Annotated in this window: 25 protein-coding genes; 18 read left to right on the top strand and 7 right to left on the bottom strand. The window is 59.4% G+C overall.

Annotated features, from left to right (window positions below; genetic code table 11):
- The first annotated feature begins 60 nt into the window (after window positions 1–60).
- Entirely contained in the window at window positions 61–1,290 is a 1,230-nt protein-coding gene (locus DNK06_RS16700; protein WP_131181124.1) for a YihY family inner membrane protein, read from the top strand.
- A 163-nt stretch (window positions 1,291–1,453) separates the two neighbouring features.
- Window positions 1,454–1,660, top strand: coding sequence for a hypothetical protein (locus tag DNK06_RS16695; protein WP_131181123.1), 207 nt, complete (start codon window positions 1,454–1,456; stop codon window positions 1,658–1,660).
- On the opposite strand, the gene DNK06_RS16690 is transcribed toward DNK06_RS16695, so the two are convergent.
- Window positions 1,645–2,043 (bottom strand): hypothetical protein, encoded by a 399-nt coding sequence (locus DNK06_RS16690; protein WP_131181122.1) that lies wholly within the window; start codon window positions 2,041–2,043, stop codon window positions 1,645–1,647. The two genes, DNK06_RS16695 and DNK06_RS16690, sit on opposite strands and share 16 nt — an antisense overlap.
- A 104-nt stretch (window positions 2,044–2,147) precedes the next feature.
- Entirely contained in the window at window positions 2,148–3,548 is a 1,401-nt protein-coding gene (locus DNK06_RS16685; RefSeq protein ID WP_131181121.1) for a PilZ domain-containing protein, read from the bottom strand.
- Window positions 3,549–3,578: 30 nt separating this feature from the next.
- Between DNK06_RS16685 and DNK06_RS16680 the strand changes: the two genes are divergently transcribed.
- On the top strand, window positions 3,579–4,058 hold the full coding sequence (locus DNK06_RS16680; RefSeq protein ID WP_131181120.1) for a TlpA disulfide reductase family protein: 480 nt from the start codon (window positions 3,579–3,581) through the stop codon (window positions 4,056–4,058).
- 4 nt (window positions 4,059–4,062) lie between these two features.
- Window positions 4,063–4,338 carry an acylphosphatase gene (locus tag DNK06_RS16675; protein ID WP_131181119.1) on the top strand — a complete coding sequence of 92 codons (276 nt, stop codon included), beginning with the start codon at window positions 4,063–4,065 and terminating at the stop codon, window positions 4,336–4,338.
- 4 nt (window positions 4,339–4,342) lie between these two features.
- Here the strand turns inward: DNK06_RS16675 and DNK06_RS16670 are convergent, their stop codons facing one another.
- From DNK06_RS16670 to DNK06_RS16660, 3 genes are all read right to left on the bottom strand, one after another.
- Window positions 4,343–5,296 carry a hypothetical protein gene (locus tag DNK06_RS16670; protein ID WP_131181118.1) on the bottom strand — a complete coding sequence of 318 codons (954 nt, stop codon included), beginning with the start codon at window positions 5,294–5,296 and terminating at the stop codon, window positions 4,343–4,345.
- A 17-nt stretch (window positions 5,297–5,313) separates the two neighbouring features.
- Complete coding sequence (locus DNK06_RS16665) at window positions 5,314–7,029, bottom strand: proline--tRNA ligase (protein ID WP_131181117.1); 1,716 nt, start codon at window positions 7,027–7,029, stop codon at window positions 5,314–5,316.
- 250 nt (window positions 7,030–7,279) lie between these two features.
- The gene (locus DNK06_RS16660; protein WP_131181116.1) at window positions 7,280–8,545 is read right to left on the bottom strand and encodes an OprD family porin; all 1,266 of its coding nucleotides are present in this window, start codon (window positions 8,543–8,545) and stop codon (window positions 7,280–7,282) included.
- 670 nt (window positions 8,546–9,215) lie between these two features.
- Between DNK06_RS16660 and DNK06_RS16655 the strand changes: the two genes are divergently transcribed.
- Together DNK06_RS16655 and DNK06_RS16650 are read left to right on the top strand one after the other, a co-directional pair.
- Window positions 9,216–9,641, top strand: coding sequence for an HIT family protein (locus DNK06_RS16655; protein ID WP_131181115.1), 426 nt, complete (start codon window positions 9,216–9,218; stop codon window positions 9,639–9,641).
- Window positions 9,642–9,848, top strand: coding sequence for a SlyX family protein (locus DNK06_RS16650; RefSeq protein WP_131181114.1), 207 nt, complete (start codon window positions 9,642–9,644; stop codon window positions 9,846–9,848). It begins immediately after the preceding gene.
- Window positions 9,849–9,982: 134 nt separating this feature from the next.
- Here the strand turns inward: DNK06_RS16650 and DNK06_RS25545 are convergent, their stop codons facing one another.
- Both DNK06_RS25545 and DNK06_RS16640 read right to left on the bottom strand, forming a co-directional pair.
- Complete coding sequence (locus DNK06_RS25545) at window positions 9,983–10,585, bottom strand: cold-shock protein (protein ID WP_131181113.1); 603 nt, start codon at window positions 10,583–10,585, stop codon at window positions 9,983–9,985.
- 253 nt (window positions 10,586–10,838) lie between these two features.
- On the bottom strand, window positions 10,839–11,309 hold the full coding sequence (locus DNK06_RS16640) for a Dps family protein (protein WP_131181112.1): 471 nt from the start codon (window positions 11,307–11,309) through the stop codon (window positions 10,839–10,841).
- A 305-nt stretch (window positions 11,310–11,614) separates the two neighbouring features.
- On the opposite strand from DNK06_RS16640, the gene aspS reads away from it, so the two are divergent.
- From aspS to ybgF, 12 genes are all read left to right on the top strand, one after another.
- Entirely contained in the window at window positions 11,615–13,390 is a 1,776-nt protein-coding gene (gene aspS / locus DNK06_RS16635; protein ID WP_131181111.1) for an aspartate--tRNA ligase, read from the top strand.
- Between the two features lie 74 nt (window positions 13,391–13,464).
- Window positions 13,465–14,214 (top strand): YebC/PmpR family DNA-binding transcriptional regulator, encoded by a 750-nt coding sequence (locus DNK06_RS16630; RefSeq protein WP_131181110.1) that lies wholly within the window; start codon window positions 13,465–13,467, stop codon window positions 14,212–14,214.
- A 553-nt stretch (window positions 14,215–14,767) separates the two neighbouring features.
- Entirely contained in the window at window positions 14,768–15,292 is a 525-nt protein-coding gene (gene ruvC, locus DNK06_RS16625; RefSeq protein WP_131181109.1) for a crossover junction endodeoxyribonuclease RuvC, read from the top strand.
- 55 nt (window positions 15,293–15,347) lie between these two features.
- The gene (ruvA, locus tag DNK06_RS16620) at window positions 15,348–15,953 is read left to right on the top strand and encodes a Holliday junction branch migration protein RuvA (RefSeq protein ID WP_131181108.1); all 606 of its coding nucleotides are present in this window, start codon (window positions 15,348–15,350) and stop codon (window positions 15,951–15,953) included.
- A complete protein-coding gene (gene ruvB / locus DNK06_RS16615) occupies window positions 15,954–17,009 on the top strand; it encodes a Holliday junction branch migration DNA helicase RuvB (RefSeq protein ID WP_131181107.1) in 1,056 nt (351 codons plus the stop codon).
- A gap of 50 nt (window positions 17,010–17,059) precedes the next feature.
- Window positions 17,060–17,512, top strand: a complete 453-nt coding sequence (gene ybgC, locus DNK06_RS16610; RefSeq protein ID WP_131181106.1) for a tol-pal system-associated acyl-CoA thioesterase — start codon at window positions 17,060–17,062, stop codon at window positions 17,510–17,512.
- A gap of 2 nt (window positions 17,513–17,514) precedes the next feature.
- Window positions 17,515–18,210, top strand: a complete 696-nt coding sequence (tolQ, locus tag DNK06_RS16605; RefSeq protein WP_131181105.1) for a protein TolQ — start codon at window positions 17,515–17,517, stop codon at window positions 18,208–18,210.
- Window positions 18,211–18,243: 33 nt separating this feature from the next.
- On the top strand, window positions 18,244–18,696 hold the full coding sequence (tolR, locus tag DNK06_RS16600) for a protein TolR (protein ID WP_131181104.1): 453 nt from the start codon (window positions 18,244–18,246) through the stop codon (window positions 18,694–18,696).
- A complete protein-coding gene (gene tolA / locus DNK06_RS16595; protein ID WP_131181103.1) occupies window positions 18,693–19,703 on the top strand; it encodes a cell envelope integrity protein TolA in 1,011 nt (336 codons plus the stop codon). The genes tolR and tolA overlap by 4 nt, the downstream gene beginning before the upstream one ends.
- The gene (gene tolB, locus DNK06_RS16590) at window positions 19,700–20,998 is read left to right on the top strand and encodes a Tol-Pal system beta propeller repeat protein TolB (RefSeq protein WP_131181102.1); all 1,299 of its coding nucleotides are present in this window, start codon (window positions 19,700–19,702) and stop codon (window positions 20,996–20,998) included. Before tolA ends, tolB begins: the two co-directional genes overlap by 4 nt.
- Window positions 20,999–21,056: 58 nt before the next feature.
- Window positions 21,057–21,554 (top strand): peptidoglycan-associated lipoprotein Pal, encoded by a 498-nt coding sequence (pal, locus tag DNK06_RS16585; protein ID WP_131181101.1) that lies wholly within the window; start codon window positions 21,057–21,059, stop codon window positions 21,552–21,554.
- A 6-nt stretch (window positions 21,555–21,560) separates the two neighbouring features.
- Window positions 21,561–22,379 carry a tol-pal system protein YbgF gene (gene ybgF, locus DNK06_RS16580; protein ID WP_131181100.1) on the top strand — a complete coding sequence of 273 codons (819 nt, stop codon included), beginning with the start codon at window positions 21,561–21,563 and terminating at the stop codon, window positions 22,377–22,379.
- Window positions 22,380–22,540 lie beyond the last annotated feature (161 nt).

The following is a 22,540-nucleotide window of genomic DNA, read 5'->3' as shown; positions in this document are numbered from 1 at the left end:
CCCGGATTACGCCTGCGGCTAATCCAGGCTACGTTCTGCTCGAGGCTCTGAGAGGTAGATATGCAGCAACGTTTGCGCGATTGGCTGGAGTTCTGGCGATTTCTCTGGCATCGGTTTTTCGCCAACCGCGGTGCTGACAATGCGGCTGCGCTGACCTACACCACGTTGTTCGCCGTGGTGCCGATGATGACCGTCACCTTTGCCATGCTTTCCGCCGTTCCGGTTTTTCAGGTTACTGGCGAGCAGATCCAGGCATTCATCTTCCACAACTTTGTACCCTCTGCGGGTGAAGCATTGCAGGAGTATTTGCGCGATTTCACCACCCAGGCACGCCAGCTGACCTGGGTCGGCGTCGCGGTTCTGGCGGTTACCGCGTTCTGGATGCTGGTGACCATCGAGCGCACCTTCAATACCATCTGGCGGGTGCGTCAGCCGCGCCGGGGGATCTCCACGTTCCTGCTGTACTGGGCGATTCTCAGCCTTGGCCCGATGCTGCTGGGCGCTGGTTTTGCCGTCAGTACCTACATTGCTTCGTTGTCGCTGCTCAGTGGGCCGGATGCCGTGGTCGGCGCCAAGACGCTGCTGCGTTTCACACCACTGCTGCTCAGTGTGGCTGCCTTCACATTGCTCTATGCGGCGGTTCCCAATGCCCGTGTGCCGCTGCGGCATGCCTTGTTGGGTGGCGTCTTCACGGCAGTGCTGCTGGAGTTGGCCAAGGCGCTGTTCGGTATCTACGTGCGCCTGTTTCCGGGCTACCAGCTGATCTACGGTGCATTCGCCACGGTGCCTCTGTTCCTGCTGTGGATCTTTATGTCGTGGCTGATCGTGCTTATTGGCGCCGAGCTGGTATGTAACCTGGGTGTTTCCCATCGCTGGCGCAAGCAGGCGATGCCAAGAGTGCTGGTGTTGCTGGGCGTTCTGCGGATTTTCCAGACCCGGCAACGTTCCGGTCTGAAGGTGCGTCATCGTGATGTGCAGCGCCAAGGCTGGTTATTGCCGGAACATGAGTGGGAAGAGGTGCTGAGCTTTCTCGAGAGTCAGCGACTGGTGGCCTGCACGGGCGGAGACAGCTGGATGCTCAGTCGCGACCTTGGACATTACTCGTTGCGGCAGTTGTTGGAGCACAGCCCGTGGTCGTTGCCCCGTCTCGATCAGCTACCGACAGAGCTGGAGGAGCCGTGGTATCCCGCCTTGCATCAGGCTTTGCAGCGCTTGCATGAGGAGCAGGCGCTGCTGTTCGGCGATAGCCTGGCGCATTGGTTGGAAGGGGAAGGGAGTGACAAAAAATGACAGATTGCGCGTCAGATGCGCCTGATACTGAGATGAGGCTGTTACTGCAGACCTTTCGGAGCCGTGGTTTTTGTGACGGTCTGTTGGCGCCATCAAAATGGCATGATTCTGGCAAAGTACCTGCTTAGTAGATCTTTCGTATCAGCGCCGAGGAGTGCATGCGATGAACAACGCTTCGGATAACGTCGTCATGCTTCGCCCGCGTGACAGCAGCGCCGCGCTGGAGAACCTGAATCGCATTACCGGGCTTCGCTTCAGCCGCTGGCCAGAATCTCTTGTTTCGCCCGCGCAGAAAGAGGCGCAACCGAACGCCCGGCCAGGCCTCGGTGAGTCAGGCGCACCGGCGCCTTTCGGTCAGGCGTTTGCCTGATTTACTTCCGTTTGAGCGAATGCGGGTTCGACGGCTTGTACGAAGAGTTCTTCCACCTTCACCTCGACTCGGGGCAGTGCCGAGCGTAGGCGTATCTGCATATCCTCGATCCGCTGTGCGACCGGCAGCCGCGCGATGCCGGATAGCAGGATTCTGTCCTGGGCACTGACCTTGGCGTGATCCAGATTCACCGAGCGCAGCTGGCCACCGTCGCGATAGCTGACCTGCAGCGATACCAGGCTGTTGGCCTGGCCGGGCAAGTGGAGCCAGGCGGCGATGTTGAATTCGGCCACACGCCCGTCATAGGTGGTGAGTTGCAGGTGAGCGCTCTCGATAAGGTGAGCGGGTACCTGGCCGATCAGCGTGTCATGAGCGTTGGGCATGGGACTTTCCCTGGCTGCAAAAGGACGTCAGCGGAGAATTATAAAGAGGCCACCTGCTTGCAGACTGTGCGCTATGCCGATGTTTGGCGTGATTCGACTCTCATTTATGGCAGTTCGAGAGGGTGGCGGCTCACCATTGCACTGAGCAGATTGCATGGCGGCAACTGCAACTGATTCTGGCTGACCGCATTGGGCAATTGCAGCCAGAGGTTTTCCTCGTCGGCGAATTGATTGCGCGGTAACCACAGGCCGTGGTGCCAGCCATTTCGTGGTTTTGGTGTGCTCTGCAGGATGCCCAGGTGCGATTGGCTGCTGGGGGTACGCCTGATCCAGGTCGGTTGCGCCAGGCCCTTGAGATAACGTAGGCCGAGATGAAGCCCTTCGGTATTGAGGTGCCGCCAGCAGATCAGTGCCAGGACGTCGCTGTCGGCCATCAATAGCACCAATTGGCCGATGGGCAGCGTGCTTGCGGCTTGTGCCGCGCACAGTAAACGTGCGCCGCCAGGGCCGATATCGAGAATTTTTCCTTCCGTGCATTGGGGGCGCTGTTCCAGCAGTTGAGCGTGAATCGCCGGTACGCCGATGGCCAGTCGGCAATCGCTTTGTTTCAGTGTGCGAGAGTGGCGGCGCTGATTATTCACTAGCCAGTGCTGCTGCACACGCTCGAGCAGCTCACGCGCGGCGACGCTCTGCAGCGGTGCCGGTTCGCTTAGAGCGATCAGCAACGCACCGAGTTCCAGGCGGCGCAGCGTGTCGGAGCCTGCATCCGGGCGCTTTGAATAGGTCAGGCAGGGTTGAGCTCCCTCCAGATCGACCAGTGCCCCTTCGGATTTGTCTTCCACATCCCAGGGCAGTAAGCGTGCGGTGGCTGCCAGTGGTGCCAGGGCGGTGAATAACCGTTCGCTTTCTTCGGGATGCAAGTGAGGTGGATTGCTGAGAGCCAGCAAAAGTATCTGCTGGTAAAGGCCGCGCAGTGTATCGGCAGGCGTTGGCGAAAAGGCCGCTGCCACGGGTTCGTCGAGGCAATCCTGCTGTTCGCCCAGCCAGTACAGCAGATGGCTGTCGCGCCACAGCTCGGGGGCCGGTTCCCGGTACTGCTGGTAGTGGCGCAGCAGCGTTTGCGCGATGAAATGCTGGGCCATGTACAGGCACCAGGCGAGATGAGGGCGCGAGGGCTTGTGTCCCTGGAGTATCTGCAGCAGCAGGCGCTTGAAGCCGATGGCCAGTTCGCAGCACAGCAGGATCAACAGCTGCACTGGCGGTGCACTGTGTCCGCCCGCGTTGTAGTGATGATACTCATCGCTGAAATTTTGCAGCGTGCGCTGCCTTTCGAGTAAGGTCATCGTACTGCGGTTGAGGCGCGAAAGCAGGGCGAGCGCCTCCTGCAATCCAGCTTCTGCGGGCTGCTGGCGAGCCGTGCTGAGTCGCTCGCCGAGTTCGGCCCGGGTTATCGAATTGCTCTGCAGGGCTTCGGGCACGTCGAGCTGCGAGGCATCCAGTGTCATAGCAACCCTACCGGTATGAGGACCGTTTCCATGGTAAAGCGACTCCAGGCAGTCATTCGGATCGTGACGGTGCTCGTCGCCGGGTTGGCGCTGGCGGGGTGCGGGAATGACTTCGGCGTCGACCAGCATGGGCAAAAGGTAGCGGCTGAGCGGCTTGATGGCCAGTGGCTGGTTATCAATTATTGGGCTGAATGGTGCGGCCCATGCCGTTCCGAGATCCCCGAGTTGAATGCGCTGGCTCCGGAGTTGGAGAAACAGTCGATCGGCGTGTTTGGCGTGAACTTCGATGGCTTGCAGGGCGATGACCTCGCCCGTGCTGCGCAGGCGCTGGGCATCGAGTTCACCGTGCTGGCTCAAGATCCCGCCGAGCACTACGGGCTACCGCCCAGCGATGCCCTGCCGGTGACCTATATCGTCGATGATAAAGGCAAAGTGCGCGAACGCCTGCTCGGCGAGCAGAATGCAGAGGGTTTGAAAGCGCGCCTGAGTGCGTTGCGGCGAGAGGGATAACGCTATGGCCAATCTATGCCTGCACGGCTATGTCAGCGGCCGTGTTCAGGGCGTCGGTTTTCGCCAAAGTACGGCAGCCGAGGCAGTGCGACTGGGTCTGTCAGGCTGGGTGCGCAACCTGAGCGATGGCCGGGTGGAGGTATTGTTCGAAGGTGACACCGCCGCGGTGCGGGTCTTGGCGAGCTGGCTGGAAAACGGGCCGCCTCAGGCGAGAGTGACTTCGCTGGCATTGCAGGAGCGGCCCTTGCAGGGAGTGAAGGGTTTCGCCGTGCGGCGTTGAGAGCTTAGTCTTCGCCTGGATCGGCGACCAATCGTCCTGCGTTATCGGTCAGTGATTTGAGAAACACCGCCTGCAATTCCGGATCATGACGGGTCAGCTCGATCAGGCTCTGCTCAAGTTCGCTGGCTTCCTCTTCAAGCCCCAGTTCTGACAGGCGCTTGACGCGATGCACCCACTGCTCGACTTCCGCGCCTTCCAGATCGTCATAAATCAGATCATGGGCTTCGCGCAGTTTACCGCGCAGGGTACGGCTAACCAGCAATGTCGCTTCGGCGCTGGTCGAATCCTGATCGTCGGTAACCCTCAGTAGTAGCGTGCCAATACGGGCTATGTCCTGGTCGACAAAGGGGGCATCAAGCAGATTCAGTCGCAGCACCCCGTGGCGGTCGGTGAGCAGTTCGTGGGTTTGCTCGCCGGCTTTGACCAGCACTGGTCGTTCGGTCCAGGGCAGGCTGGAGTATTCGGTACGGGTTTCCTGGCGCTTTTCTTCGATACTGGCCAGATTCTGTTGCGAGCGGCCATTGGATTCGACGTTCATGAACGGATTGATGCCCGCCACTCCGTAGCTGATCCAGTCCTTGGTCGCTGCATCCGGCAGCCGACCCAGTGTCACCACGTTGAGCACGTTGGCGCCAACACCACCGACGATAGCCACCGTGCCCAGCGGAATCTCGTAGAGCTCGCGCCAGGGCTGGTAAGGCGTGTAGCGATCATAGTGGCGGGTGACTTCGAAAGGCGTCACCTCGAAGACTTTCTGTTCGTGCACGCGTACGCGTCGCTGCGGCAGCTCCAATACCTGAGGCTGCCCCACGTCGATCTGCAGACTGTGGCTCAACAGTTTGCGCTCGATGCGTTCCTCGTGTTCGCTGCGCTGTGGCAAATGATTGGCACAGCCAGTGAGAAGCAGGGCGCCACAGGTTGTGGCGCCGACGAGGCGTAAGGTGCTTCGCTTGAACATGACGACTCTTTGGCGGGTCAGCGGCGGATACGGTTCTGGATGAACGACAGGACATCGGCAACGGCAACTGGTTGAGCCTCGGTTTCCACGCGGCTCTTGTATTCCAGGTTGCCTTCGGCGAGACCGCGGTCGCTGACCACGATACGATGCGGGATGCCGATCAATTCCATGTCCGCGAATTTGATGCCCGGACTGGTCTTTTTGTCACGGTCATCGAGCAGCACTTCAAAGCCCGCAGCGGTCAGTTGCGCATACAGCTTGTCGGTCGCTTCGCGCACGGCCTCGGTCTCGTAGCGCAGGGGCACCAGGGCGATATGGAAGGGCGCCAGGGCATCGTTCCAGATGATGCCGCGCTCATCGGAGTTCTGCTCGATGGCCGCCGCCACCACGCGGGATACGCCGATGCCGTAGCAGCCCATGCTCAGGGTGACCGGCTTGCCGTTTTCACCCAGCACCTGGCAGTTCATCGATTCGCTGTATTTGGTGCCAAGCTGGAAAATATGCCCGACTTCGATGCCACGCTTGATTTCCAGCGTGCCCTGGCCGTCCGGGCTCGGGTCGCCGGCCACTACGTTGCGCAGATCGGCAACGGTCGGTACGGGAAGGTCGCGTTCCCAGTTGACGCCGAAATAGTGCTTGTCGTCGACGTTGGCGCCGATGGCGAAGTCGCTCATCAGTTCTACCGAGCGGTCGATGATGATCGGCAGGGGAAGATTCAGCGGGCCCAGGGAGCCAGCACCTGCGCCTATGGCGGTACGCAGCTCGGCGTCCGAGGCCATCACCAGCGGGCTGGCGACGCCTGGTTGATTGCCGGCCTTGATCTCGTTCAGCTCGTGATCACCGCGGACGATCAGGGCGATCAGCTTGCCTTCTTCTTCGGCGTGCACGATCAGCGTCTTGATGGTGCGCTCGATCGGCAGATCGAAACCATCCACCAGTTGCTGGATGGTTTTCGCGTTCGGTGTGTCGACCAGGCGCAGTTCTTCAGTGGCTGCCGGGCGAGCGGTTTCGCGAGGAATCGCTTCGGCCTTCTCGATGTTGGCCGCGTAGTCGGAGACATTGCTGAACACGATGTCATCTTCGCCGGATTCGGCCAGTACATGGAACTCGTGGGAACCGGCGCCACCGATCGAGCCGTTGTCGGCCACCACCGGGCGGAAATTCAGGCCCAGGCGGGTAAAGATATTGCAGTAAGCCTGGTGCATGCGGTCATAGGTTTCCTGCAGGGAAGCCTGGCTGGCATGGAAGGAGTAGGCGTCCTTCATGATGAACTCGCGGCCACGCATCAAGCCGAAACGCGGGCGGATCTCGTCGCGGAATTTGGTCTGGATCTGGTACATGTTCAGCGGCAGCTGCTTGTAGCTGTTCAGCTCGTTGCGCGCCAGGTCGGTGATGACTTCCTCATGGGTCGGGCCGACGCAGAACTCACGGTCATGGCGATCCTTCACACGCAGCAGTTCCGGGCCGTATTGCACCCAGCGACCGGACTCCTGCCACAATTCCGCAGGCTGAATGGCGGGCATCAGCACTTCCAGAGCGCCAGCGGCATCCATCTCTTCGCGTACCACCTTCTCTACCTTGCGCAACGTGCGCAGGCCCATGGGTAGCCAGGTGTAGAGGCCGGAGGCGACTTTGCGGATCATCCCGGCACGCAGCATCAGCTGGTGGCTGACGACGACAGCGTCGGAAGGCGTTTCTTTGAGGGTCGAGAGCAGGAACTGACTGGTGCGCATGGGGGGCCGTTCTGTCGGTTGCAAAGGATTTTTATGACCCGGCATTGTACGGTGCCTGTCCTGTTGCGTACAGGATGCCGGTGCAGGGCGCAGAAGGCTGATATCGATTTGGGGAGGTAGGTCGAGGGGCGTGGTGCGGATGCATGAGGCATCTGCGCAGATGGGGCAGAGGGCTGTATGCGCGGCCTTTTAAAAAGAAAAACCCGGCATCAAGCCGGGTTTTTCATTTGTCGCCGCGTAGTGCCTGTATTTACAGAACGCTCAGCGGGTATTCGACGATCAGACGAACTTCGTCCAGCTTGCCACCTTCATAGCCGGCATCAGCACGGTAGGTTGCTTGGCGAACGCGGAACGACAGATCCTTGGCCGCGCCGTCCTGTACGACGTATTTGGCTTCGATGTTGCGTTCCCAGCGGCTCAGGTCGCTGCCAGGGCCTACATCGATGTCACTACCGGTGATGTAGCGAGCCATGAAGCTCAGGCCTGGTACGCCGAAAGTCGCCAGATCCAGGTCGTAGCGGGCCTGCCAGGACTTCTCGTCTTTACCGTTGAAGTCACGCATCTGCACGGAGTTGGCCAGGAAGACGGTGCCGCCACCATCAACGCCGTAAGCATAGCCTGCATCACCGCTGGAACGCTGGTGGGCAACGGTGAAGGTGTGGGCGCTGAGGCTATAGGCTGCTGCCAAACTCCAGATCTTGTTGTCGACTTCGCCATAGCGCTCTTCGCCGTCACCGCTGGTTTTATAGGCGTTGAAGTCGAAGTTCAGCGCTTGCTCGTCGCTCAGCGGCAGGTTGTAGTTCAAGTTGACATAGGTCTTCTTGAAGAAGTCTTCGACGTCGGAGTGGTGGATCGCGCCGCTGAAGTTGTCAGTGAAGCTGTAGCTTGCACCCACGATGTTGGCGGAGGTCAGGCCTTGCTCGCCCTTGCCGTTGATGCCATCACGGCCGCTGCCTACTTGGCTGCTCATTGCGGTGAATCGACCAGCGGTCAGCTCGAGACCTTCGATTTCATTGCTGGTGAGCAGAGTACCAGTGGCGACTTCCGGCAGAATGCGGCTGTCGTCGGTGGCGAATACCGGGCTCGAAGTGAACTGGCTGCCGTATTTCAGAACGGTATCGGACAGACGCAGTTTGATAGCGCCACCGACTTCGCTCTGGGTGTCTTCACCGCGGCCGTCGCTGGTGGTGCCGAACTGGCCGGTGCTGTGGCGGCCACGGCCGCTGTCGATTTTGATGCTGCTCAGGCTGTGAGCGTCGAAACCGAAACCAACGGTACCTTGAGTGAAGCCGGATTCGTACAGCAGGCGAATACCGAGGCCGGTTTCTTCGGTGTAGCTCTGGGAGCCAGGTGCGGCATTACGGAAATCACGGTTGAAGTACAACGCGCGATTGAAAATATTGAAGCTGCTGTCTTCGATAAAGCCGTTGGACTCGGACTGGCTGGACGCCACTGCCATTTGAGAAGTACCCGCGGCTACTGCCAGGGCGATTACGCTCCACTTCATCACTCGCATCGTGATTTGCTCCTTTGGTTTAGAAGAATACTTCCACTGCTCAATTGGTTGTTATGGAGAGCAGCTCTATTTCTTTTTGTGTCGGCGGTAATTTATAGCACGGCGCCTTTATTGGCGATAGTTTCGATCTATCCATTGGTCGTGTCCGCCGTCTGGTCGTAAACAGAATCGGACATGTCGCAATTTCGTAGATTTCCACTCGTGCAGTACCTGCCAACCGTTCTTTCGGCTCTTGATCGGGCGTGGTTACGTTACCACTTTTGCCCTGAAGAGGAGCGTTACAGGCTCTAAAGCAAGACTCGTGCTCAAAATGCCAAAGTCGTGAAATAAGTGAGGCTCTAGGTGCGTTAAGCCCGTTTCGTTAGCTAAAAATACATATTCCCGACCTAAATTTTTCATTTTCAGTCTTGTGGTTAGGGTGCTTATTAATAGGGGGGAATCTTTTTGGTGGGTTTTCTGATAATGAGTTTTAATTGAGTGCGTCGATAATCCTCTAATGTTTACTTTGCGAAACAAAATGGTGCGCGAAAAATTGCGCTCGTAGCGTTTGTGCTGCTTCTTGGTGCGCTGTCGGCGGGGTTAATTTTTCAGGACGTGCCCGGTATGCTGCCTGCCTACATTCGGTCGCCTCTTTCCTCTGGCGGTCACATTAAGTCGAGTGGTGAATTGAATGTTCGTTCTGGATACCCGTCTGCAGCAGGACACCTTTGTATTGGGGGAGTTTCCCTTGAGCCGTCTACTGCTCAGCAACGATGCCCGCTATCCGTGGTTCATCCTGGTGCCACGTAGAGAGGATGTCAGTGAGGTGTTTCAGCTCGATGCGGAGGATCAGCGTGCGTTGTGGGCGGAAACGGCTCTGTTGGCCGAAGTGCTGAAAGAGGCGTTCAATGCGGACAAGATCAATATCGCCACCCTGGGCAACGTGGTGAGCCAGCTGCATATGCATGTGATCGTGCGTTACCGCGACGATGCTGCCTGGCCAGCTCCCGTGTGGGGGCGTCACCCGGCCAAACCCTATGAGCCGGAGCAAGTGTCCGCCCTGCGGGACAGGCTGCGTTCGGTGATACCGGAACCGTTTCGTTTCGGGGATCTATAAATGAAGGTGCTCGAAGATCGCATCGTCGAGCTGGAGAGCCGCCAGGCCTTTCAGGACGACACCATCCAGTCACTCAACGATGCCCTCGTGGAGCAGCAGAAGCTCATCGAGCGCCTGCAGCGACAATTGCTGTCGCTGGCCAAGCGGCAGGAGGAGGCGAGCGCCTTTGGTATCGCTCAGGATGATGCGCCGCCACCTCATTATTGAGTGCCTGGCCCCGGAACAAAAAATTGCCGGGAGCCGTTTTTGACGTCGCTCCGCGACGGCCCGCAGGATTGCCGCCAGGGATGGCAGGCAACAAAAAAGCCCGCATCGATGCGGGCTTTTTCGTTATGCAGTGTTCAGCGCCGGGCTGGCAGCGCTGCGATCACGTCTTCGGCCTGCAGGCCCTTGTCGCGTTGCATCACGGAAAATTCCACGCGCTGGCCTTCTACCAGAACGCGATGGCCTTCGCCGCGGATGGCGCGGAAGTGCACGAAGATATCCTCGCCCACATCGCGGGAGATAAAGCCAAAGCCTTTGGAGGTATTGAACCACTTGACCGTACCGGTCTCGCGATCACCCAGCTCCTGCGGCACGGACGTCTTCTGTCGGTCGAAGCGCAGGTTGGTCGCCAGATGCAGGGCAACTGCAATGGCGATGATCAGCAGGCTGAACAGCAGAGCTGGTTGCTCGGCGATCAGGGGCAGTGGCGCGAGCAGAATCAGCGCTTGCAGCAGCGTACCGAGAATCAGCAGGGCGCATACCAGGTTTTGCAGTTGTTGACGCAGGTTGTTGTGCCAGAGCGGGAACTGGGTGGCCAGTAGCAGGTTGAGAACGCCGAAGAGAGCCAGGCACAGGGCGTCCGGATGTTGCAGGAACGGCTGGGCGTGATCGCTCAGGCTGGGGATGGTAGATAACAGCAGGGCAGACAGCCCCACCAGTAGGTGGACGATTTTCAACATATTTAACGCACTCACTTGATAAAGGATCACCAGGAAGAGCTGGCTCCACGCGATTTGCCGTGACGTAAGGGCGATGGAATATACGAGAGGGCCAGCCTATGCGTCTTTCCGAAGGCTCGGGAGGACGGCACGGGGCGTATTTAACAGCAAAGGAGGGGGCTTCTCAAATCAGCGGTGCTGTTGCAGTGGGGAGATAAGAATACAGATGAGGGAACGATGGCCGCCGAAGGGGCGGCCATCGCGAAAGGCCTGATCAGGAAGCCAGCAGGCTACGCAGCATCCACGCGGTTTTTTCGTGAACCTGCATGCGCTGAGTCAGCAGGTCGGCGGTGGGCTCGTCACTGACCTTATCCAGCAGCGGGAAGATGCCGCGGGCTGTGCGTACCACTGCTTCCTGGCCCTGTACCAGCAGCTTGATCATTTCGTCGGCGGTCGGCACACCTTCCTCTTCCTTGATCGAGGACAGGCGTGCGTACGCTGCATAGGTGCCGGGAGCCGGAAAGCCCAGGGCGCGGATACGCTCGGCAATGGCGTCGACGGCCAGCGCCAGTTCGGTGTACTGACCTTCGAACATCAGGTGCAGGGTGTTGAACATCGGCCCGGTAACGTTCCAGTGAAAGTTATGGGTTTTCAGGTACAGGGTGTAGGTGTCGGCCAGCAGGCGCGACAGGCCTTCGGCGATGGAGGCGCGATCCTGTTCAGCGATTCCGATGTTGATTTCCATGGATTTTTCTCCTGTCGGTGGGGATAGGCTGTGTAGCCCTGCGAATGGGCAGAGACTATCACGGTGGGTAAAGGACGCTATGTGCTTTGTATCAATGGCGCCGATCACGGAAAACTATGCGTGGCGCCGCCGGTAACTTGCTCGGCTGCGCAGTGCTGCTTAACCATATATAATCGCTCGCTTTGCTGCAGCGACAGACCGCCTGGCTTGTCCGTGCGAATCCCTGCAGTGCGTTTGCTGGCTCGGACGAAAGGCGCCGGCTCGCGGTTCAATGAATTTCAGACTCAAGAGAAGCGATTACCACCATGATGCGCAGCCACTATTGCGGCCAGTTGAACGAAAGCCTGGACGGCCAGGAAATCACCCTCTGCGGATGGGTTCACCGTCGTCGTGACCACGGTGGCGTGATCTTCCTCGACATCCGTGACCGTGAAGGCCTGGCTCAGGTGGTATTCGACCCGGATCGTGCTGACACCTTCGCCAAGGCCGACCGCGTGCGCAGCGAATACGTGGTCAAGATCACCGGCAAGGTGCGTCTGCGTCCGGCTGGTGCGGTCAATCCGAACATGGCGTCGGGCGCCATCGAAGTGCTCGGCTATGAGCTGGAAGTGCTGAACGAAGCCGAAACGCCGCCGTTCCCGCTCAACGAATACTCCGATGTCGGTGAAGAAACCCGCCTGCGCTATCGCTTCATCGACCTGCGTCGCCCGGAAATGGCCGAGAAGCTCAAGCTGCGCTCGCGTATCACCAGCAGCATTCGCCGCTACCTGGACGACAACGGTTTCCTCGACGTGGAAACGCCGATCCTGACCCGCGCCACCCCGGAAGGCGCTCGCGATTATCTGGTGCCGAGCCGTACCCACGCTGGCAGCTTCTTCGCCCTGCCGCAGTCGCCACAGCTGTTCAAGCAACTGTTGATGGTCGCCGGCTTCGATCGCTACTACCAGATCGCCAAGTGCTTCCGCGATGAAGACCTGCGGGCTGACCGCCAGCCGGAATTCACCCAGATCGATATCGAGACCAGCTTCCTCGATGAAAGCGACATCATGGACATCACCGAGACCATGATCCGCAACCTGTTCAAGGAAGTGCTGGACGTCGAATTTGGCGAGCTGCCGCACATGACTCTGGCCGAAGCCATGCGTCGTTTCGGTTCGGACAAGCCGGATCTGCGTATCCCGATGGAGCTGGTCGACGTTGCCGATCAACTCAAGGATGTCGATTTCAAGGTGTTCGCAGGCCCGGCCAACGACCCGAAAGGCCGTGTTGCAGCGCTGCGCGTTCCAGGCGGGGCGAGCATGCCGCGCAAGCAGATCGACGACTACACCAAGTTCGTTGGCAACTACGGTGCCAGGGGCCTGGCCTATATCAAGGTCAACGAGCGCGCCAAGGGCGTCGAGGGTCTGCAGTCGCCGATCGTCAAGAACATCGCCGAGCCGAATCTCAACGTGATCCTCGATCGCGTTGGCGCTGTCGACGGCGACATCGTGTTCTTCGGTGCCGACAAGGCCAAGGTGGTCTGCGATGCCCTGGGCGCGTTGCGCATCAAGCTTGGTCATGATCTCAACCTGCTGACCGCCGAGTGGGCGCCGCTGTGGGTCGTCGACTTCCCGATGTTCGAAGAGAACGACGATGGCAGCCTGACCGCCATGCACCACCCGTTCACTTCGCCGAAGTGCTCGGCCGAAGAGCTGGAGGCCAATCCGGCCGCCGCACTGTCGCGTGCCTACGACCTGGTGCTCAACGGCACCGAGCTGGGTGGCGGTTCGATCCGTATCCATGACAAGGCCATGCAGCAGACCGTGTTCCGCGTACTGGGCATCAGTGAAGACGAACAGCAGGAGAAGTTCGGCTTCCTGCTCGACGCCCTGAAGTACGGTGCGCCGCCCCATGGTGGTCTGGCCTTCGGCCTCGACCGTCTGGTTATGCTGATGACCGGTGCCAGCTCGATTCGCGAAGTCATCGCCTTCCCGAAAACCCAGAGCGCTGCCTGCGTCATGACTCAGGCACCGGGTGTGGTGGATGGCAAGTCGCTTCGCGAACTGCACATTCGCCTTCGCGAGCAACCCAAGGCGGAGTAAGCGCCAAGCGGTATACCGGGCCCAGGGAAACCTGGGCTCGTTCATTGTGAAATCTGAAAAATCTGGAGTGGAATATGGCCGGTCATTCCAAATGGGCCAACATCAAGCACCGCAAGGGGCGCCAGGACGCCAAGCGCGGCAAGATTTTCACCAAGCTCATCCGTGAGCTGACCGTCGCTGCCAAGCACGGCGGGCCGATCCCTGCGGACAATCCGCGTCTGCGCCTGGCCGTCGACAAGGCGCTGACCAACAACATGTCGCGCGACGTGATCGACCGTGCCATCGCGCGAGGTGCCGGTAACAACGAAGCCGACAACGTCGTCGAGTTCAGCTACGAAGGCTACGCACCGAGCGGCGTGGCGATCATCGTCGAAGTGATGACCGACAACCGCAACCGTACCGCTGCCGAAGTGCGTCATGCATTTACCAAATGCGGTGGCAACCTGGGTACCGATGGTTCGGTGGCTTACATGTTCGATCGCAAGGGGCAGATCAGCTTCGCGCCGGGTATCGACGAAGATGTCCTGATGGAAGCAGCGCTGGAGGCCGGCGCCGACGACGTGGAAATGGGCGAGGATGGTGCTGCATTGGTATCGACCAGCTTCACCGAGTTCCATGCGGTGAACGAGGCGTTGAATGCGGCTGGTTTCAGAGGGGAGGAGGCGGATATCGCCATGATCCCGTCGATCAGCGCGCCGATCACTGATCTGGAGACTGCGCAGAAGGTGTTCAAGCTGATCGATATGCTCGAAGACCTGGACGACGTGCAGAATGTCTACCACAACGCCGAAGTTTCCGACGAGATCATGGAACAGCTCGGCTGATCCTGCGGTTCGTTGAAAGCCGGAACTCGCTGTTGGCGCTTCCGGCTCTACACCAAAGCTCTGCAGACTTACCAAGGTCGTGTAGGTGCTGGCTCGCCAACGGAGCGATCTCGATCGCGACGCCCGCCTGAATTTCGTCCCCGCCATCGCCGGCAAGGCTAGGCGCCCCCGCAGCTCCTACATGGTTCGTGCTGCCGAACGATGCCTTTCAGGAACACGAAAGTCGTGTAGGAGCTGGCTTGCCAGCGAAGCGATCACAGTCGCGACACCCGCGTGAATTTTGCCACCGCAATCGTTGGCAAGCCGGCTCCCTGCGGGCGGTTCATGGGCAGCGAAGCCTTGAGCCCGTAGCGTGAGAGCGGATCACCGGCACCTTCCTCGATGATCGATCATCTTGCGCCAGTTCGGCCGTTCACGGCAAAAACGTGCTTTCAGGCATTTATGTCCGACAGGCCGTGGATCCTTTGGATGACGGCGGCCCATGGACGACCCTATACTCGCTGCCTGGATAAATAGACAGTGTGGCAATCAATGCCACGGGTGGATGAAAGGCATGACCCTGATTCTGGGAATCGACCCTGGTTCGCGTATCACCGGTTACGGTGTGGTGCGTGATACCGGCCGCAGCTGCGAGTATGTCGCCTCCGGGTGCATCCGCACCGGCACTGGCAGCATGCCGGAGCGATTGCAGGTGGTCTTTCGTGGCGTCAGTGAAGTCATCAGCACTTATGGGCCGGTGACCATGGGTATCGAGCAGGTGTTTATGGCGCGCAATCCGGACTCCGCGCTCAAGCTTGGCCAGGCCCGCGGTGTGGCCATCGTCGCAGGCATCGAGGCAGGGCTGGATATCTCCGAATACACCGCTACCCAGGTCAAGCAGGCCATCGCCGGAAGCGGTGGTGCCGGCAAGGAACAAGTACAGATGATGGTCATGCACCTTCTCAAGCTGGTGCAGAAGCCGCAGATCGATGCGTCCGATGCTCTGGCCATCGCCTTGTGTCATGCCCATCACCGGCAGAGCCTGATTCCTCACGGGCTGGTGGGTGCCAAGCGGCGTGGCGGGCGTCTGCGTTTGTAATGGTGGCGGTTGTGGATGGATTTTTGATGATTCGACTCTATAGAAGGACGGCGCGATGATCGGGCGTTTACGCGGCACCCTGGCGGAAAAGCAGCCGCCGCATTTGATTCTGGATGTGAATGGTCTGGGCTATGAGCTGGAAGTCCCCATGACCACGTTGTACCGTTTGCCCCCGGTGGGTGAGCCGCTGACGCTGCACACCCACCTGGTGGTGCGTGAGGATGCGCATCTGCTTTATGGCTTTTTCGAGAAACGCGAGCGCGAGCTGTTCCGTGAGCTGATCCGCCTCAATGGCGTCGGCCCGAAGCTGGCGCTGGCGTTGATGTCGGGGCTCGAGGTCGATGAACTGGTGCGTTGCGTACAGGCTCAGGACACGGCTGCGCTGGTGAAGATTCCCGGCGTCGGCAAGAAAACCGCCGAGCGCCTGCTGGTCGAGCTCAAGGATCGCTTCAAGGCCTGGGAGACCGTGCCCGGCATGGCCAATCTGGTGGTTGAACCTCGTGCCGGTAGCGCAGTCACAAGCGCGGAGAATGATGCGGTCAGTGCGCTTATCTCCCTGGGCTACAAACCGCAGGAAGCCAGTCGCGCCGTTTCGGCGGTCAAAGAAGATGGGTTGAGTAGTGAAGACATGATTCGTCGTGCGTTGAAGGGAATGCTGTAGATGCTCGAAGCAGACAGGCTGGTTACGGCAGGCAGCCGCGACCGCGATGAGCAGGTCGACCGCGCCATTCGCCCGCTGACGCTGGCCGAGTACATTGGGCAGCCCGTCGTTCGCGAGCAGATGGAGCTGTTTATCCAGGCGGCCCGAGGTCGCAAGGAATCACTCGATCACACGTTGATCTTCGGCCCGCCGGGTTTGGGCAAGACCACCCTGGCGAACATCATCGCCCAGGAAATGAATGTTTCCATCAAAAGCACCTCTGGCCCGGTGCTCGAGCGCCCCGGCGATCTGGCGGCGCTGTTGACCAATCTTGAGCCGGGCGATGTGCTGTTCATCGACGAGATTCACCGCTTGTCGCCTATTGTCGAGGAAGTGCTGTACCCGGCGATGGAAGACTTTCAGCTCGACATCATGATCGGTGAGGGGCCTGCCGCACGCTCGATCAAGCTGGATCTGCCGCCATTCACCCTGGTTGGCGCCACCACTCGGGCCGGCATGCTGACCAATCCGTTGCGTGACCGGTTCGGTATCGTGCAGCGTCTCGAGTTCTACGGTACCGAGGATCTGGCGACCATCATCACCCGGGCGGCGGGAATTCTCGGTTTGCCCATCGAGGCAAAGGGGGCGTTCGAGATTGCCCGCCGCGCTCGGGGGACGCCGCGTATTGCCAATCGGTTGCTACGCCGCGTGCGAGACTTCGCCGAAGTCCGCGGGCAGGGCGACATCACCCGGCAGATCGCCGACCTGGCATTGAACCTGTTGGATGTGGATGAGCGGGGGTTCGATCATCAGGATCGACGTTTGCTGCTGACCATGATCGAGAAGTTCGATGGCGGTCCGGTCGGTGTCGATAGCCTGGCGGCAGCGATTAGCGAGGAGCGGCATACCATCGAGGACGTGCTGGAGCCGTATCTGATCCAGCAGGGTTACATCATGCGCACGCCGAGAGGGCGAGTCGTGACCCGACATGCTTACTTGCACTTTGGCTTGAACACGCCGAAGCGCATGGATGAACGGCCAACCCTCGACTTGTTCATTGATGGAGAAGGGCAATGAAAAAAATACTTGTCGGGCCGATTGGCAAGACTCGGGGCTGGCACTAGAGTATGCGCGCGCAATACGCCGGTCAGCCGTTCGCCCATCGCTGTCGTGTTTACTACGAAGACACTGATGCCGGTGGAATCGTCTATTACGTCAACTACCTCAAATTCATGGAGCGGGCTCGCACCGAGCGGCTGCGCGAACTGGGTTTCGCCCAGTCGACGCTGGCAGGTGAGGGCCTGTTGTTCGTCGTGCACTCCAGCGAGGCGCGTTATCACGCACCGGCGCGGCTGGACGACGAATTGCTGGTCAGTGCTGAAGTAACTGAATTGAACCGTGCCAGCCTGCGCTTTCGTCAACAGGTGAGGCGGGTGACGGATAACGTGCTGCTCTGTGAGGGGCAGTTCCTGGTGGCCTGTGTGCGCGCCGATAATTTCAAACCCCGGGCCATGCCTCTGTCTCTGCGAACTGCGTTCGCCGGAGAGGATGGTGCCGGTACATCTACTGCAGGAGAGTAAGCGTGGAAGCCAACGCCGTTGACCACATGTCGATGTGGAGTCTGATCAGCAACGCCAGTCTGGTGGTGCAGTTGGTGATGTTGACCCTGGTGGCCGCATCGGTCACTTCGTGGGTCATCATCTTCCAGCGCAGCAGCATGCTGCGCGGTGCCAAGCGTGCGCTGGACAACTTCGAGGAGCGCTTTTGGTCCGGTATCGATCTGTCCAAACTGTATCGTCAGGCGGGTAGCAATCCGGATCCCGATTCGGGGCTGGAGCAAATTTTCCGTGCCGGCTTCAAGGAGTTTTCCCGCCTTCGCCAGCAGCCTGGCATGGATCCGGACGCGGTCATGGATGGTGTCGCTCGCTCCATGCGCGTGGCCATTTCCCGTGAAGAAGAGAAGCTCGAACAGAGCCTGCCGTTTCTCGCTACCGTCGGTTCCACCAGCCCCTATATCGGCCTGTTCGGTACCGTCTGGGGGATCATGAACTCTTTCCGCGGCCTGGCTCAAGTGCAGCAGGCCACCCTGGCGACCGTCGCGCCCGGCATCGCCGAGGCACTGATCGCTACTGCTATCGGCCTGTTCGCTGCGATTCCAGCCGTTATCGCCTACAACCGCTTCGCTGCCCGCGGTGAAATGCTGATCTCGCGTTACTACACCTTCGCCGACGAGTTCCAGGCGATCCTGCACCGTAAAGTGCACAGTAGTGAAGACTAAGCCTTAGGCATTCATAGATAGGTTTTCAGAGCCATGGCCAGAATTCGCAACAGACGCAAGCCCGTCTCCGAGATGAACGTAGTGCCTTACATCGATGTGATGTTGGTGCTGCTGGTCATCTTCATGGTTACGGCGCCGATGCTCAATCAGGGAGTCAAGGTCGACCTGCCTCAGGTCAGCAGCGAAGTGCTGCCTCAGGACAACGATTCTCAGGTATTGACCATTTCCATCAAGTCCGACAAGTCCTACTACTGGAACATGGGCTCGGAAGTGGATACCGATACCGTGCAGGATCGCGCCCTGACCCTGGACGAGATGACTCGCGCGGTTACCGCGATCATCAATCAGACCCGCAGCCAGGGTAAGCAGGTGCAGGTGTTCGTGCGTGGCGACAAGGCGGTCGATTACGGCACCGTGATGTCCGCTATGGGTGGCTTGCAACAGGCTGGCGTGGGTAACGTCGGCCTGATTACCGAGGCACCCTGATGCGGCAGCGTGAACGCTCACCTTCGGAAAGCCTGTTCTGGCCGGTGGTCTGGGCTGTAGGGCTGCATGCGCTGATGTTCGGCATGCTGTTCGTCAGTTTTGCCTTCGCGCCCGATCTGCCACCGGCAAAACCGATCGTGCAGGCTACCCTGTACCAATTGAAATCGCAGAGCCAGGCTACGACCCAGACCAACCAGAAGATCGCAGGCGAAGCCAAGAAAACCGCTGCGCCGCAGTTCGAGACCGAACAGCTCGAACAGAAAAAGGCCGAGCAGGAAAAGCAGGCTCAGGCGGAGGCACAGCAGCAGGCCGCTAAAGCAGCGGAACAAAAGAAAGTCGAAGAAGCTCGAAAGGCCGATGCAGCGAAAAAGGCAGAGGCCGATGCTGCGGCGAAAGCCGCCGAGCAGAAGAAGCTGGCTGACGCCGCCAAGGTAAAGGCGGCGGAAGAGGCCGACAAGAAAAAGGCCGCTGACGAAGCTGCGAAGAAGAAAGCCGCCGAGGATGCCAAGAAAAAGGCAGCCGAAGAGGCGAAGAAGAAAGCGGCAGCTGATGCAGCGAAGAAAAAGGCTGCTGAAGATGCCAAGAAAAAAGCCAATGCCCAGGCAGCCGAGCGCAAGGCGGTCGAGGACAAGAAAGCAGCGGCTCTGGCCGAGCTGCTGTCCGATGACACCGAGCGGCAACAGGCGCTGGCCGAGACACAGGGCGATCAGGTGGCGGGCAACCTCGATGATCTGATCGTCAAGCTGGTAAGCGAGCAGTGGCGGCGTCCGCCTTCGGCGCGCAATGGCATGAGTGTGGAAGTGCTGATCGAGATGTTGCCCGACGGCACCATCACCAATGCCAGCATCAGCCGCTCCAGCGGCGACTCACCGTTCGACAGTTCAGCAGTACAGGCAGTGCGCAACGTGGGGCGCATTGCAGAAATGCAGCAACTTGATCGCGCCACGTTCGATCGGCTTTACCGGCAGCGTCGTGCCGTCTTCAAACCGGAGGATTTAGGTCTGTGAATACCCTGATGCGAATCGTTGTGCTGGGGCTGGCCATGCTGGTCGGTACCGTGCAGGCGGCTGATCCACTGGTGATCAGCACCGGCACTGATCGGGCCACCCCGATCGCCGTGGTGCCGTTCGGCTGGCAGGGCGGCAATGTGCTGCCCGAAGACATCGCCACCATCGTAGGCAATGATCTGCGCAACTCCGGCGTGTTCGAGCCGATCCCGCGGCAGAACATGATCAGCCTGCCGACCCAGGGCAGCGAAGTCATCTACCGCGACTGGAAAGCGCTGGGCGCCCAGTACGTGCTGGTCGGCAATATCGTGCCGAACGGTGCTCGCCTGCAGGTGCAATTCGCCCTGTTCAACGTCGCCACCGAGCAGCAGGTGCTGACCGGCAACGTGGGTGGCAGTACCGATCAACTGCGCGACATGGCTCACCATATCGCCGATCAGTCGTTCGAGAAGCTGACAGGCGTCAAGGGTGCATTCTCCACCCGAATGCTGTACGTCACGGCGGAGCGCTTCGGTGTCAACAATACCCGCTATACCCTGCAGCGTTCGGACTATGACGGTGCCCGTGCGGTCACTCTGCTGCAGTCGCGCGAGCCGATCCTGTCGCCGTCCTTCGCTTCCGATGGCAAGCGTATCGCTTACGTTTCCTTCGAGCAGAAGCGTCCGCGTATCTTCGTCCAGCACATCGATACCGGTCGTCGTGAGCAGGTTACCAATTTCGAAGGCCTCAACGGTGCGCCGGCCTGGTCGCCGGATGGCAGCAAGCTGGCGTTCACCCTGTCGAAAGACGGCAACCCGGAAATCTATGTCATGGACATGGCCTCCCGGAACTTGCGCCGTGTCACCAATCACTACGCTATCGATACCGAGCCCTTCTGGGGCAAAGATGGTCAGACGATCTATTTCACCTCTGACCGTTCTGGCAGGCCACAGATTTACAAGACCAACATCAATACTGGTGCGGTCGAACGAGTGACCTTCGTCGGCAATTACAATGCCAACCCAAAATTGTCTGCCGACGAAAAGACCCTGGTAATGATTCATCGCCAGGATGGTTACACCGTGTTCAAGGTAGCAGCACAGGATCTTGAGCGTGGCAATCTGCGCATTCTTTCAGATACAAGTTTGGATGAGTCGCCTACTGTTGCGCCCAATGGCACCATGCTAATCTACGCTACCCGCCAGCAGGGGCGGGGAGTCCTGATGTTAGCGTCCATTAATGGCCGCGTTAGGCTCCCTCTACCTACCGCTCAAGGCGAAGTTCGAGAGCCATCCTGGTCCCCCTTCCTGAACTGATGCGCGGTGCTTCACCTGTTTGTATGCTTAACACACTGGGGTTCATTAGGAGTTACACATGGAAATGCTGAAATTTGGCAAGTTTGCTGCACTGAGCCTGGCTCTCGCCGTGGCTGTTGGCTGTTCCTCCAAAGGCGGTGACACCGCTGGCGAAGGTGCTGTAGACCCGAACGCTGGCTACGGTGCAAGCACCGACGCTGTCGACGGCAGCCTGAGTGAAGAAGCCGCTCTGCGCGCTATCACCACTTTCTACTTCGAATACGACAGCTCTGACCTGAAGCCGGAAGCCATGCGTGCTCTGGACGTTCATGCCAAGGATCTGAAAGGCAACGGCGCTCGCGTCGTCCTGGAAGGCCACGCTGACGAGCGCGGTACCCGCGAATACAACATGGCTCTGGGCGAGCGTCGTGCCAAGGCCGTTCAGCGTTACCTGGTACTGCAGGGCGTTTCCCCAGCTCAGCTGGAACTGGTTTCCTACGGTGAAGAGCGTCCGGTTGCCACTGGCAACGACGAGCAATCCTGGGCTCAGAACCGTCGCGTCGAACTGCGTAAGTAATTCGATATGCGAATGTGCCGACGTGTAGTAACCGTAATGGCGCTGAGCCTGCCGCTTGCGGCCTGGGCTCAGATTCCCGTACAGGATGGCAGTACCGGTAACGGTGGTGGTAATCCGAATGCCGGTTACGGCACGTCTGGCGCCTACGCTGGAGGTGGGGTGGAAACCCCATCTTCGGCGCAGGGCATGTTGTTCAATCAGCTACAGCAGATGCAGCAGGAAATTGCGCAACTGCGAGGCATGCTTGAAGAGCAGCAGAACGACATTCAGCGTTTGAAGCAGGAAGGCCTGGAGCGTTACCAGGATCTTGATAAACGTCTGAGCAGTGGTGCCGCAGCCGGTGCTGCAACCACACAGAATTCTCCAGCCGCTGGCGCCAGCAATGGTGCCGACGGTTCTCCTGCTGGTGGCGCAGGGCAGGCGCAAGCCTCCGGCGAGCCGGCAGATCCCGCCAAGGAAAAGCTGTTTTACGACGCTGCCTTCGACCTGATCAAGGCCAAGGATTTCGACAAGGCCAGCCAGGCCTTCGCCGCGTTCCTGCGTCGTTATCCGGACAGTCAGTACGCAGGCAACGCTCAATACTGGTTGGGTGAGGTGAACCTCGCCAAGGGTGATCTGCAGGGCGCAGGTCAAGCCTTCGCCAAAGTCAGTCAGGCCTACCCGCAGCATTCCAAGGTGCCTGATTCGCTGTTCAAGTTGGCCGATGTGGAAATTCGCCTGGGCAACAACGACAAGGCCAAGGGCATCCTGCAGCAGGTTATCGCGCAATACCCGGGTACTTCGGCTGCGCAACTGGCGCAGCGTGACTTGCAGAGAATCCAGTAGATCCAGGCTTCCGAGCGAAACCCGCGCCTGTCGCGGGTTTTTTATGGCCTGTCATTCTTGGCGGCCACCCTTTTGGCCGTCGCAAGCGACGTCAAAAATGACTCCCGGCCATTTTTTTCGTTTAGAATCGCCGTCCTTTTTCGCAACGGAGGCGGATGGCC

The organism is Phytopseudomonas daroniae, from assembly GCF_004327285.1.
Classification (GTDB): Bacteria; Pseudomonadota; Gammaproteobacteria; order Pseudomonadales; family Pseudomonadaceae; genus Aquipseudomonas; species Aquipseudomonas daroniae.
This window is presented reverse-complemented; position numbering and strand designations above follow the sequence as displayed.